Genomic DNA, 13912 nt, shown 5'->3' with positions numbered 1-13912 from the left:
GGCCCGGAGATCATCAGTCGGGTCTGTCCGTGGCTTCGCGGTCGAGGTCGAAGCGGCACCAGACGGTCTTGCCGCCCCGATCTTCCGGTGTCCACCACACCGCCACCGCGAGACGCTGGACGATCAGGAGCCCTCGGCCCCTGTCGGGCACCACCGCTTCGGAGAGATCACCCATCAACCCCGGAGAGAACGGCTCACCTGCCGGGAGCACAGGAGGCGTCGAGTCCTCATCGGCCACACCGACGAACAGCCACTTCGGCCACAGCTTGAACGTCAGATCGACACGCCGCGCCTTACCAGGCTCTGCCAGATGACGATCCGGCACCGCATGGTTCACCACGTTGCCGACCAGCTCAGAGACAGCCAGCCGAGCATCGTCCACGACGTCATGCACGCCCGCGCCCCGCAGGAACGCGGCCGTCATGTCACGCGCCACGCGCACGGTGTCGGGGAACTCCGCGAACAGCGTCAGCGCCAGAAAGCGACCAGTAGAGGACGGGTCCGGCACTACGTACCAGTGAGCGAACGCGTCCACTTCGCTCATCAAGTGCGCAGACTTCTTGGCATCCATCCGGTCCCCTTCCGAAGCCCTCGACGGGCCTCCACGGCGCCGCTTGCTGTTGGCAAGCCAGTACACGACGCAGAAGGCGCAGCCGGGAGTGTTCACCAGGGGGTTCACATGAACACCGCCCCGAGCCAGGGGGGTTCACTCATGAACCCCCCTCCAGGGCGAGATCGCTGTGACAGGATGGATACTCGCCGTCATTCTCGGGCCGGGTAGGGGAACATGAGCCGAGAGCCGAACGCGCAGTTGATCTCCCTTATGACTGAGGCTTCGGTCTCGAACAAGGGTCTTGCCAAACGCATGCGCGATCTTGCTCAACGGCGGGGCATCGACCTGGGGACCACCCACGTGTCCGTGCAGCGGTGGCGGGACGGATCGGGCATCCGACCACCAGCGGCCAGAATTATGGCGGATGCCCTCAGTGCAAAAATGGGACGCCGCATCACGCAAGAAGATCTCGGACTTCTCGATAATCCAGATCCGCCCGCGTCTCAGCCAATCACCTATCTCTCCGCTTTACCCGAGACGTTGTCAGCTTTGGGAGGTCTTACCGAAGAACAGCGTGAGACCGCGTCGAACAATCAACTCATCACCCCGGACACGGATTTCAGCACCGCAGTATTGTCGTGGATGGTGGCCCGACCTGATGGCGTGATGGCGGACCGGCCCTCTACGCAACGCGTCGGCATGCGCGACGTTAACGCAATCCAAACCGCCACCGAGATGTTTATGCGTCTGGATTTCTTGTACGGCGGCGGCCACGGCCATAAAGCCTTGGGGCACTACTTCCGCCATGAAGTACTACCGCTACTGAACGCCAGCTATTCAGAGAAGGTCGGTCAAAGCCTGTTCAGGGTGGCGGCGGAGACCGCCGAAGTATTGGGTTGGATGGCGTACGACATCGGCAATCACGACTTGGCGAACCGCTATTTACTTCATGGGCTACGACTCACCCAGGTCACCGGCGACCGCATGTTCGGCGCCTCCATCCTGGCCAACCTCAGCCATCAGGCGAACTACCTCGGACACACGTCACGCGCCCTACAACTGGCCCGCGCCGCCGTCGAGGGAGCCCATAGCAGCGCCACCCCACGCGCCAAGGCCATGTACACGATCCATGAGGCTCGCGCCCTCTCAAGCGGCGGAGACCTCCCTGGCGCCTCCCGCGCCATGAACGAGGCAGAGCACCACTTCGAGAGAGCCGATGCCGCCAATGATCCCGAATGGCTCGCTTACTTCGACGAAGCAGAATTGATCGGGGAATTCTCCCACTGCTTTCGCGATCTGAAACGCCCTACCGAAGCACTCCATTTCGCCGAACAGGCAGTCTCGAAGACTAATCCTCAATATGCGCGCACCCTGGGATTCTGCCGCATGGTCCTTGCGGACAGCCACCTACTGAACGGAGATCTTGACAGTGCAATTCACACTGCCACAAAGGCAGTTAAGGAAGGCGAATCACTCCAGTCGATTCGATTCCTGCGCTACGTGACCGACTTCCAGGAGAAGACCAGCGTCCATGCGAAAACCCCGATCGTAACCCGTTTCAACGATCAAATTTCCGAGGCATTGGCCAATCTGAAGGACTGAAACTCTGTCCTCAATACGGGAGCCATCGGCGCGGCGCGGCGCCATCGCGCAACGACTTGATACGCCGACCTACCTCCTCCGCCACGTCCTCCCCCTCAGCGATGTTCTGCATGAGCCAGGTAGTCATCTTGAACTCCTGGACTGCGCACAGCGTCTTGAAACCGGGCCACTCTCTCAGGTCACGCCCGTAGGTGCCCACAAAGTCGGCGTACTGCTGATCCGTCACCCAGCCAAGCCGGTCATACTCGTGCGCAGCAACCTCAAGATCCCACTCGGGGTGATCGACGCAGAAGTTTTCAAAATCGATCAGGTGCACCACCCCGTTCCGGTCCACCATCAGGTTGTCGGTGTGCGCGTCACCGTGCACGGGGCCTAAGGGCGACTCGAACCGCAGCTCGACGAGCCGGTCTTTCAACTCCCGGCCCCGTCTACGCAGGAACGCAAGATCGGCATCCGGTATCCCGGCAGCCCGCTCTAGACGTAAGTCAGAAAGCCCGAAGGCACTGTATCGAGGCAGATCCAAGCCAGTAGGCAGCGTCAGCGAATGCAGGTCACGCAAGACCGCACCCAACTCTCCGTACGTGGCCCCCCTGCCCCCTTCGACGATCAGATGCCAGAAGGTCACCGGATGCCCATCGGTCATCAGCGGTTGGTCGAGATCTTCAACGATGCGCGCCGCAGGGAAGCCCTCGGTAGCCAGCCACCGCGAAACGTCCACTTCCTTGCGCGCGGCCGGCAGATACTCGACCGATCGCGCGATACGCACGATCACCGGCACCGAAGCCAGCCGGTACAGAGCGTTTTCCCCCAGTCGGATTAGCTCCGCGCCTCTGTCGTCAAGCCCAGCAGTGCGGCACGCGGCAGTCATCACGCGTTCCGCCCGAGCCGAAGTGAACGCTTGTCCTGATCCCCGAGCAGCTCCAACGGACATGCCCGTACCAGCTCCCCTAGTCGCGCGCGATCAACCGGCGCACGCCTACAGGTGACCAACCCGACGCACGCCAGACACGACCATGAAGGTACCCACTCTTCGGCATCAAAGACGAGATGGGACAGCGCCACTCACTTTCAGCGGGTGCATGGGCTGGTGCAGCGGCTCATCTCTCGGAGACCGCTTGCGCGTCGGCGAGGGCCTCACAGACACGCGCGATCAGTAGTCCGCATCGGCACCGGCCCCGACGGCACAGAGGTCTCCCCTATCCTCGCCGCAGAAGTTCGCCTCACCCTCGGCGTAACAGCCGCCCGAACCGGTGAGACCGAAGAAACCATCGGCATGGGCATCACGGCCCTCGAAACAGGCCGGAAGTTCCCCCATCTCTGCTTCTAGTTGCAGACGAGTTGGAAAAGTAAATAGGCCCCAAGTATCCGCGCGAACCCGCCACACGGGACCTCACGAGCAGATCACGGCCGTCAGGAGAGGGGCCTCAAGTCTGTGCTTCCTCTCTAGGCACTCCCTCTAGCAGGTCAACAAGCCGCCCACAGGGCACCGTTCCCCTACTTTCTCTATCGATCACATATCAGCCAACTGCTCCCGGCCGGCCATATTCCGCTACCTTCCCAGATCTGTTGTACCGTAAATGGCCATCATGGACGCTTCATCAGACCAGCCGCTTTTACGGAGATGTTTTGAAATAGCCAATTTTTTCGATTCCTCCAACTCCTCCATAAACGAGAGTGGAACTGGATAACCGTCAGCACCAGGCTCCAAGGAAAGCCAAATGATCGCCGCCGCAGCCGTCCTGGAATCACCCTCAAGAGTTTTCCTGAGATACATTTCCCGGACAGAGGAACTGAGCACGGGATAAATTTCCGGAAACATCACAGCCCACCTACCGAGGGTCACAATCCTTGCAACTTCACTCACATCGAATATGTCACTTTCGGCCATCGCATTCAACAGCTTGGCGATTTCTCCAGCACCGCGCTGCGCCAAGAAGGAATCCAGAATGAAGTCGACCTCCTTAATCCCGACCTGACTGTACTCCTCTCTCCGTCCCTTCTCCCAAAATTTCCTCATTAGCTTAATAACTTCACTGACAGAACGCGTAGAAACCTCTCTAGAAAGAAGACGCATAGCGGCAGGTCGGCGATCATTAGCGTAGAGCGCCACAACGAATTCGACAAGTTGGCCAGAAACGATGCCTCGCGCATAGACAGAGAGTAAATTATCCCCTTTCTCTGATTCCCCTTCATCGAATAGCTCGCCCGCTTGCTGAACGACATGCTCCTTCAATTCTCCATCTTGCGCCCAGCGCTGGCCCTCACCTTCGGACCAACCAGTCCGAATGAGTGAGTTCAGGCTCGCCTGGCGTTCAGCATCCCCCAATGCGGAGGACAATTTTTCCCGATCCCCTTCCAGAAGAGTGACGACGGATCTCTGCTGACGAAGCACACCCTCAAGTTCGTGGACCTTTTCATCTACTGTCACGCGCAGCTCTTGCAGTTCACCCATGCGATGTCTATCCGCTGCTCGCTGAGTTATTTCAGAGCGCAACTCATCTAGCTCCGCTTCAAGTTCACATCGTCTCGAAATTTCCTCTTTCAATTTCCTTTCCAGAGAAGCAGCCTTATCCCGCCCTTCCTTGATCTCATTTTCCAGCCGCTCTTTAGCTAGCTCCAAAATCCAGATCCTGTGACTCAGTGGCTCCTTTCGCTCCTTAGCCGCAAAAAGGATTTCAACGCTATGCTTGAAATCTCCCGCCGGATCTGCGAGGTCTGCACGCTTCCCGAGCATGCCGTAAATACCCAAGAGAAATTCCCTCTCGGGCACTCTCTCACCTGACATATAGCGCGAAAGAGTACTCGGGCTTACGTGCAATCTGCGGGCCAATTCATCCTGCGTTACCTGCAGCTCTCCTTGCAGCTCCCGCAAGTGATTCGCAAAACGCACTACTTCGCCTGGACCCGGCTTTACGGCTCCTAGACCCCGCCCTCGCCGCGCTGGAAGCTGATCGTCGACCATGCCCGCCCTTTCTTCCCGAGAGCAGCATTATTCCCGATTGTGGGCAAGTTGTGCTTCCCGATCCCGCAAGAACTTCCTTGACGCTGAGATGAAGATCAGCAGGGCAGGCTAGACACACTGAGGGAGTACGCAAGATCATGCCGATCGGCTTCAGGAACACACTCGGATTCACTAGTGCAGCAGGAGGCGCCGTCATGGTCGCCACACTCGGCGCGCCATGGTGGGTTGTTGTCCCTTGTTTCGTACTAACCAATGCCTTGGCCGCACTACACGCTGTGATCCCTCAGGGCTCGGCAGACCGCCTGGCATGGTGGAAAGCGCTCTGGAGCCGCCGCACCTGAACCAGGGCGTGGCGGTGCTCCACCTCCGGTAGAGCCGCCTCTGTCTGCCCCTCGCTGCGCCTTGAGCACGCGAGGGGCAGATTCGATCTACGCCCCACTCCAGAGGTCAGAGAGCCTCTTTCGAAGGCGTGATGGGCGTGCCAGACTTACGGCATGGAGGCAACACAGACCACGGGAAGTTGATCCACTCATCGGTGCGCTTCCACACGTACTCGCACTTCACCAGGGACTGCGACTTCTCGTAGATGACCGCGGAGCGCACCTCGGCGACGGCGTCGACGCAGAAGTCGTGCACGAGCTTCAGCGTCTTGCCGGTGTCGGCCACGTCGTCCGTGATCAGCACCTTCTTGTCGGAGAAGTCGATGGCGTTGGGGACGGGAGCGAGCATGACGGGCATGTCGAGAGTGGTCCCGACCCCCGTGTAGAACTCGACGTTCACGAGGTGGATGTTCTTGCAGTCGAGGGCGTAGGCGAGCCCGCCGGCCACGAAGACACCGCCGCGCGCGATGCTGAGCACGATGTCGGGCTCGTACCCGTCGTCGGCGATGGTCTGGGCGAGCTCACGAACGGCGCCCCCGAACCGCTCGTACGTCAGGTTCTCGCGTACGTCGCTCACGTCAGCCCCGCTCCCGCTCACACCTGGGTCCGATGGAAGTTGAGGTAGGAGCGGGAGGCGGTCGGGCCGCGCTGCCCCTGGTAGCGGGACCCGTACCGGTCGCTGCCGTACGGGAACTCGGCCGCCGAGCTGAGCTGGAACATGCACAGCTGCCCGATCTTCATCCCCGGCCAGAGCTTGATGGGCAGGGTCGCGAGGTTGGACAGCTCAAGGGTCACGTGCCCGGAGAACCCGGGGTCGATGAACCCGGCGGTGGAGTGGGTGACGAGCCCGAGGCGCCCGAGCGAGCTCTTGCCCTCAAGCCGCGACGCGAGGTCGTCGGGAAGCGAGATGACCTCGTACGTGCTCGCCAGCACGAACTCCCCGGGGTGCAAGATGAACGGCTCGTCCCCCTCGGGCTCGACGAGCCGCGTCAGATCCGCCTGCTCGACGGAGGGGTCGATGTGGGGGTAGCGGTGGTTCTCGAACACCCGGAAGTAGCGGTCGAGCCGCACATCGATGCTTGAGGGCTGCACCATGGATTCGTCGTAGGGGTCGATCCGCACACGCCCGGCGTCGATCTCGGCCCGGATGTCCTTGTCAGAGAGAAGCACGCCCCGAGGATACGCAGAGCCCGCGGGCCCACCACAATCCGGTGATCGTGGCGAGCCCGCGGGCTCCTGAACTACTGCGCGGTCGGCACTGACCGCGGCCGGTCTAGCGCTTCTCGAACTCCACGGGTACGACGTTGCGGAGCCGGGTGCACCGGGGACAACGGATCAGCCGGCCAGGACCGAGCCGATCGGCCTGCTGCATCGGAAGTGATGCGGTGCTGAATACGTGCCCCTCGGCACAACGGACGACGGTGCTGCGTTCCATCAAGTCCTCAGAGTCCCTTCCCCAAGAGCCGCGTCTGACTGAAGAAGAAGCCACATTACGGGATGAAAGGGACGGCCTTCCAGGCGGCACTCCGATCCCGCCCGCCCCCTCTCCAGCTCCTCCACCGTACGCCCCAACTCCCGCGACCCGCAGCCCCGTCCACCCCCCGAAACGCCCCCGGGCCCCACGGCTTCAGCGCCGGGGGCCTGGCATGAGGTATGGTGAATCCGCGTTTCCGACCCGGCACGACAACCCGTATCCGGCGTCTTACGCGGGTGTAGTTTAGTGGTAGAACATCAGCTTCCCAAGCTGAGAGTGCGAGTTCGATTCTCGTCACCCGCTCCATGCAGAGCCCCCAGGTCGTCGACCCGGGGGTTTCTTGTTGCCCGTGGTCCGTGCCCCCGGCGCGGCACGGACCACATCGGCGCCAAGCGGCTCGACCAGTTGCCAGTGGACTCCTCCGGCAGGTGCGAGGAGGAACTGCCACACCTACGTGGTCGCAGAGGAAGGTGGCTCGTACGCTGACCGCATGAAGCGGTTGATCGTCGCAGCAGGAGGAGGGGGCGACGCTGTCGCCGCCGCCATGCTTCACTCCGCCCTCTACGGCGACGAGGACCAGGCGGTGATCCTCACGTACGCGTGGGACCGCCTGCTCGTCGATCCAGTGCCGGGCCCACGAGGCCCGGACAACTTCACCGGCCTCGAACAGCTCACCCCCGCCGTCTGGACAGTGCCGGCGAACGCCCGCCCGATCGCACCGGCAGGGTCCACACTCCCGCGGCTCGCGGCAGAGCTCCCGCACACGTTCGCGCTGCTCGACCCGCACCACGGCGTCGAGGGCGTCACGCGCCAACTTGAAGAGCTGATCGACCACTTGTCGCCGGAATCGATCGACCTGCTCGACGTGGGGGGCGCCATCCTCGCGCGGGCCGACGAGCCGACGCTGAAGAGCCCGCTCGCGGACGCCCTCACGCTCGCAGCGTGCTGCCAGGTGAACGCGCCCGTTCGGCTACTGGTTGCCGGTCCCAGCCTCGACGGCGAACTGCCGGTCGATGACGTGCGCGCCCTACTCGGCGCCCGTATCCACACCTTCACCCCGGCGGACGTGGAGTCGGTCAGCTCGGTACTGGAGTGGCACCCGTCTGAGGCAACCGGAATGCTGGCCGCCACCGCCCGAGGCGTACGCGGCACCTGCGAAGTCCGGGACGCCGGCCTCCCCATCGCGCTCACGGACGAGGGCCCAACCGTCCACGAGGTCGACCTGGACGAGGCAGTCACCCGCAACCAACTGGCCCGCGCCATCATGGCAACCGAGACCCTGGACGAGGTCGAGGCGCACAGCCGGGAGATCTGCGGCTACTCGGAGATCGACTACGAACGCAACAAGGCCGCATGGCTCAAGGACCAGCCGCCTGCGGACCTGGTCCCGCAGACCGTCTTGGCTCAACTCGACGAGTTCGAGGCAGAGGCCAGGCGCCGCGGCGTCACCCACACCACGTTCCGCCACCTCACCGAAGTCCTGAACCTCGACGGCTCCCAACGCGAGGACCTGCGCCGACTCCTCATCGGCAACCGTCCAGAGCAGTACTCCGCCCCTCTGTGGCAGATCCCATGACGCACGCCAGCGGCTCTCGTCACCTCGACCTGCCCGAGCCCCACCACACGCTGACAAGTACCGACTGGGCCGCACTGGAGCACGCTTACGGACCTGCCACGGACGCGCCTACGAAGCTGGTCGCGCTCTGGGACCGCGATCAGAGCGTGCGAACAGAGGCGCTGGAGTATCTGTACGGCACCCTGCACCACCAGAACACCCTTTACAGCGCAACGGTGGCCACAGCCCTCTACGTGGCTGCGGTCCTCGCGGACCCGCGAACGGCCTGGAGTGTCGATAAGAGACGCGGTTCCTTCCCCGGGCCCATGCGCGCCGAACTGCTGTCCTGGATCGCTTCAGTCGCGAGCGAAGTCACCAACGAAGCGGCGAAGACAAGCCGACAGGTCGGCTTCCCACTCAACGACTACCCGCCGGCCCTGGGCATCCTTGAGATACGCCCACTGCTGTTCACCGCAGCGCACGACGCGACGCACGATCCAGATCGCCACGTACGCGAAGCAGCGCTCACAGCCTGCATCCCTCTCCTGGACGATCCTCAACTACTCCACCACCGGCACGCCCTGGCGCCCTCGATCCGCGAAGTGCTGGGCACGAGCGACCTGTGGCAGCACCGCGAACGAGCCATCGACGCACTGGACGCATGGGGCGAAGACTCCACAGGACTCGAAGGCCAACGAAACCCCTTCGAATTCTGCGACACCGACCTACCGCCCGCCGACTCATCACCGTGGGAACACACTCCCGGTTCCGACGGATGCAGCGAGAAGCCACCGTTCTAACTGCTGATATCGCGGTCACTCATCCGCCGCCAGCCTGCCAAGCATCAACTGAGGCATAGAAAGCCCCAGCAGTCCGACTGAGTTATAACTTTCTCTACGGTTTAAGGCGGCTCGCTCCGCTCCCCGCGCACGGCCCGACGCCCGACCGAGCCTGCGCTCCCGTCTCCGCCCCGCTCCAGCCCGGCCGGCGCCCGTGCCGCGCACAGCAATCAGCCACTTAATGCCAGAGAAGGGGTACGTCGTGGCTGGGGCGGTCGGCTCCACGGCTTTACGGAGCCACTTCGGCGCGAGCCTCGAAGATCATGGCCCCAACGTCGTACTTTACCGAGCAGGTCCAGCCCAAACCCGCTCCACCGACCTTTAAGGCGCAGGCATCGGTGTTCTCGGTGCATCGCAGTCTGCACTATGTCGCGCCTCAGCCATCGTGGCCAGATACTGAGATAGGGCATGGTCTCTTCACCTAGAGTGAGTCGTCGGTTCACGGGCTCGAGTCGTTGTCCGGGACTTAGTCGCTTGGGGGAGGCGGATCTTGTGGGCACTGCACGGGTCATGTGGACCATCGCTGGACTGTGCGGCCTCACTGCGGTGGGGCTGGTGTTGGTAGCTGTCCTCGTCGATCTAGACACAGGTGACCGAGTAGCGAGCATAGTAGGTGCCGTTATTGGGCTCGTCGGATGTTCGCTAAGCGTTTATTTCGAAATACGCCAGACTCAATCTAGTGGCGCTTCGATCCAGGCGCGTGGACGCGGAGCAGTGGCAGCTGGCGGGAAAGCTACTGGCAATGCAATAGGGAAGAACGCCAAGGTCACTCGCAGTGCTTCCTCTCCCAACTCGAGCCGCCGTCCAGGTGCACCATCCCAACAACAGGTAACCGCCCAAGGGCGAGGGGCGGTAGCGGCTGGAGATGATGCGACAGGCAATGCAATCGGCGACGGAAGTGAGGTCGTGGAAAGGTGACCCATAACCTCTATCCAGGCGGCCCGGAAAGTGGGGCCGGTGACTCCGACCCCGGCCCCTCCCCCGATGCTCTGAAGCAAGTAATAGCGCGCGGAACTAGCGCAATCGGGGCAGGTGGTGACGCCACATATAACGCAACGGGGAAAGGTAGCACTGTCCAAGATAATCGTACGTTTGTTTTCTTAAATGGTCTCAACTCCCACGGCGACACCTCATTACCCGAAGAGGAAATCCGTAACGCATTCAGCACCTACGCTCAACAGCTTCGAGAAACTTACGGCCGCCTGGATCTGGAAGCCCTCATACCCACTACCGAGGGTGAGCATCCTGGGGTTGAATTGAGTGAGGTCTTTGTGCCGCCGCTGCTTCGCGCCGATCCACCACCCGTGGAGTTACCTGTCGAACTGCATCGCCGATTGATTGAAGCTGGCGAAGTTCCCAACAGCAAGGCGGACACTCCACAGGCACCTGGAATCGATCGAGAGACATGGGAGCAAGCCCGTCAGGCGTATCGAGAGCGCCCTGCAGTTAAGTTGCTGGAGACTCTTGCGTCTGCGGAGTCCGGTCGTGTCGTGCTACTCGGCGATCCTGGAGCAGGAAAGTCAACACTTACCCGCTACTTGGCACTCTCGCTCACCTCACGGGCACTTACGGGCGCACTTGAACCGCTCACTGGGATGCTACCAGTCGTAGTCGAACTGCGCCGCTACGCCGACGCGAACTGGAGAGAAAGATCCTTCGAGGATTTCCTGGCTTACATACACGAATACGAAGGGCATGCTCCAGCGCCGATCTTGCTCAATCACTGCTTGGTGAGTGGACAGGCAGTTGTCGTCTTCGATGGCCTTGACGAGCTTTTCGAGCCACGCGTTCGAGACGACGTTACGCGCCGGATTAAAGGCTTCGCTGCTCGTTATCCAGGCATCCGTGTCGTCGTGACTTCCCGAGTGATTGGATACAATCGCCACACCCTCGACGCTGCGGGCTTCCGGCACTACATGATTCAGACTCTGGACAACGAACAAATCTCGACGTTCACCATCCGTTGGTACGAAGCAGTTTGTCCAGCCAATAAACAGGAATCCGACCGACTGCGTAACCGGTTAAGCGACGCCATTACACGCTCACGACCAGTGCGGGAACTTGCAGGCAACCCACTCTTGCTGACGATTCTCGCAATCATCGCCCGTCGACAGAGGCTCCCCCGCGATCGAGCTGGTGTATATCAGCATGCCGTGAACGTCCTGATCGCTCACTGGGATGAAGATACGAAGCACCTCGAGCTAACGCCAGATGTCCGTGCCATCGCGGACCTCGACGACCGCGACCGCCGCGAGATGCTCGAACGGCTCGCTCGCCACATGCAAAGCGGCGAGGATGGCATCGCCGGAAACCATGTCCTCGGCGAAGAAGTCGAAAAAGTCTTCACCGAATACCTTCGCGAAACACTCCAACTTGATATGGCGCGGGCAAGAAAAGTAAGCCGAGCCATGGTCAAGCAGTTTCGCGAACGCAACTTCATCCTCAGCCTCTACGGTAGCCAGGTATACGGATTCGTGCACCGAGCCTTCCTGGAATACCTTGCCGCCTCTGACATTGTTCGCCAATACGAACAGCGGGAACTAACCGACGAAGAGCTCTTCGATGAAATATTTTCCCGTCATGCCCCTGACCCAGCATGGCATGAGGTGCTGCTGCTAATCCTGGGGCAACTAGGTGAAAAGGTGGCCGCCTCGGCGATCGAAAAAATATTGGCACTTGAAGCAGACAACGAGATAGAGCTCGTAGCTCCACCTGCTGTCCTGGCATTGCGAGCCTTGACCGAGGTACGTCGAATAGGGGCACTTAAAGAACAAAGCATCAAGACAGCAGTGGCCCTGACCCACTACTGGGAGCGCAATCACGTCGTCCCCCCTAACGTCGCCGCAGACACTGATGCGTCGCTAAACTCTCTCGGACCCCAGTGGGCCGGCAGTCGCCAGATACGCCGTTGGCTCCATGTGTCCGGAGGCGGAATAAGATCGTCCGCCGCGGCCTATAGCTTGTTTACAGATATGGACGTTCTTTCGGCTATTGCATCTCGAGCCTGGCAACCGGCCGCTCGGGCTAATGCTCTGCCGCATCTCGCGCGAAAGTGGCCACAAGAGGACAAGGTATTCCGGCTCGCGCAAGACCTTGCTCTACACGACTCTGCTGACTTGGTCCGCAGCGATGCGTTGGACGTGCTCGCCCACTACTGGACCGAAGATGCCACTGTACGAGAGCTCGTCCAGCACCGCGCCACCGAAGACCCCCACCAGTACGTACGCCGCTGGGCCGTCTTCGCGCTCGCCAGCTACTGGGCCGAGGACCCCACCGTACGAGAGTTCGTCCAGTGCCGCGCCACCGAAGACCCCCACGAAGACGTACGCAGCGGCGCTCTAGATGCGCTAGCCGAGTACTGGGCCGAGGACCCCACCGTACGAGAGTTCGTCCAGTGCCGCGCCACCGAAGACCCCCACGAAGACGTACGCAGCAGAGCCCTCCCAACGCTCGCCGAGTACTGGGCCGAGGACCCCACCGTACGAGAGTTCGTCCAGTGCCGCGCCACCGAAGACCCCCACGAAGACGTACGCAGCAGAGCCCTCCCAACGCTCGCCATCTACTGGCCTGAGGACCCGGCTGTGCGTGAACTCATTGAGCACAGCGCAACCCAAGACCCCAACGAGTTCGTACGCAGTGAGGCCCTTGAAGCGCTCGCCCAAAATTGGGCCGAGGACCCCGCTGTGCGCGAACTCATCCAACAAATCACAATTCAAGACTCCAACGAGTACGTGCGCAGCGATGCACTCGACGCCCTCGCTGATCACTGGACAAAAGACCCCGCCGTGCGAGAGCTCGTTCAACATCACGCTACACAGGACCCCCACCAGTACATGCGCCGCTGGGCTCTGAACGCCCTCGCCACTCACTGGGCCAAGGATGCCACCGTGCGCGAGCTCATCCAGCACCATGCCACGGAAGACCCCCACGAAGACGTGCGCTGCGATGCTCTAGACACGCTTGCCGCACAATGGGGCGAGGACCCCGGCACACGAGAGTTCGTCGAGGTTCGGGCCGCTGAAGACCCTCATGAGAAGGTGCGCACCCACGCCTTCGACGTGCTGGCTAAATACTGGACTAGAAACCCAATCGTTGAGGACCTCATCCGCGACCTTCGCGCCCGTGCTAGCCGAGATGGCTCTGACCAGGATCGTGAATCGCTCGTAGAATTCCTCACCAGTTCTCCATATCCGGAGGTGCGTATTGTGGCAGCCCAAATACTAGGAAGTATTTGGGCTGCCGACACCCGCGCCGTCTCCTCCCTTCGGGAGCAAGAATCGAAGGACCCGGATCAACGCGCTCGTAAGGAGATAGAGAAATCCGTAGCCATGGCAGAGGCATACGCACCCCTATATGATCGACTTTGGTGAGCAGCACAAACCCGGCCGGGCAGGTGCTGTGAACCAGCGCCGGGAGCGCCCGTTGGTACAGCTGTCTACCGATGCCGCACGCGAACGGACCGCACCACAAGCGCACCAGATCGAGCGGGGAACAGCAGGGAACCACGGTGCAAGCAGCCGAGCCCGACGAGGCCGCACCCGAGTCAG

At 61.6% G+C, this 13912-nt stretch carries 9 protein-coding genes and 1 tRNA gene; 5 read left to right on the top strand and 5 right to left on the bottom strand.

Annotation, left to right across the window (positions count from 1 at the left end; translation table 11 throughout):
- Positions 1-13: 13 nt before the first annotated feature.
- Positions 14-571 carry an ATP-binding protein gene (locus J8N05_RS07225; protein ID WP_210881625.1) on the bottom strand — a complete coding sequence of 186 codons (558 nt, stop codon included), beginning with the start codon at positions 569-571 and terminating at the stop codon, positions 14-16.
- A 216-nt stretch (positions 572-787) separates the two neighbouring features.
- On the opposite strand from J8N05_RS07225, the gene J8N05_RS07220 reads away from it, so the two are divergent.
- Complete coding sequence (locus J8N05_RS07220; RefSeq protein WP_210881624.1) at positions 788-2155, top strand: sporulation protein; 1368 nt, start codon at positions 788-790, stop codon at positions 2153-2155.
- A 10-nt stretch (positions 2156-2165) separates the two neighbouring features.
- On the opposite strand, the gene J8N05_RS07215 is transcribed toward J8N05_RS07220, so the two are convergent.
- The 4 genes from J8N05_RS07215 to dcd form a co-directional block, all read right to left on the bottom strand.
- Positions 2166-3086, bottom strand: coding sequence for an aminoglycoside phosphotransferase family protein (locus tag J8N05_RS07215; RefSeq protein ID WP_210881623.1), 921 nt, complete (start codon positions 3084-3086; stop codon positions 2166-2168).
- A gap of 618 nt (positions 3087-3704) precedes the next feature.
- Positions 3705-5117: a helix-turn-helix domain-containing protein gene (locus tag J8N05_RS07210; RefSeq protein WP_210881622.1), complete on the bottom strand. Its 1413-nt coding sequence runs from the start codon at positions 5115-5117 to the stop codon at positions 3705-3707.
- 447 nt (positions 5118-5564) lie between these two features.
- Positions 5565-6074, bottom strand: coding sequence for a phosphoribosyltransferase (locus J8N05_RS07205; RefSeq protein WP_210881621.1), 510 nt, complete (start codon positions 6072-6074; stop codon positions 5565-5567).
- A 17-nt stretch (positions 6075-6091) separates the two neighbouring features.
- Positions 6092-6667 (bottom strand): dCTP deaminase, encoded by a 576-nt coding sequence (gene dcd, locus J8N05_RS07200; RefSeq protein WP_210881620.1) that lies wholly within the window; start codon positions 6665-6667, stop codon positions 6092-6094.
- A gap of 536 nt (positions 6668-7203) precedes the next feature.
- On the opposite strand from dcd, the gene J8N05_RS07195 reads away from it, so the two are divergent.
- The 4 genes from J8N05_RS07195 (at position 7204) to J8N05_RS07180 (ending at position 13735) form a co-directional block, all read left to right on the top strand.
- Positions 7204-7277 (top strand) — tRNA-Gly (locus J8N05_RS07195).
- Between the two features lie 184 nt (positions 7278-7461).
- Positions 7462-8547 (top strand): DUF1152 domain-containing protein, encoded by a 1086-nt coding sequence (locus J8N05_RS07190; protein ID WP_210881619.1) that lies wholly within the window; start codon positions 7462-7464, stop codon positions 8545-8547.
- Positions 8544-9326 carry a hypothetical protein gene (locus J8N05_RS07185; protein WP_210881618.1) on the top strand — a complete coding sequence of 261 codons (783 nt, stop codon included), beginning with the start codon at positions 8544-8546 and terminating at the stop codon, positions 9324-9326. Before J8N05_RS07190 ends, J8N05_RS07185 begins: the two co-directional genes overlap by 4 nt.
- 953 nt (positions 9327-10279) lie before the next feature.
- On the top strand, positions 10280-13735 hold the full coding sequence (locus J8N05_RS07180) for a HEAT repeat domain-containing protein (RefSeq protein ID WP_210881617.1): 3456 nt from the start codon (positions 10280-10282) through the stop codon (positions 13733-13735).
- Positions 13736-13912: the final 177 nt, after the last annotated feature.

Source organism: Streptomyces liliiviolaceus, from assembly GCF_018070025.1.
GTDB lineage: Bacteria > Actinomycetota > Actinomycetes > Streptomycetales > Streptomycetaceae > Streptomyces > Streptomyces liliiviolaceus.
Note: the sequence above shows the minus strand (reverse complement) of the source record. Positions and strands in the feature narration are given on the sequence as shown.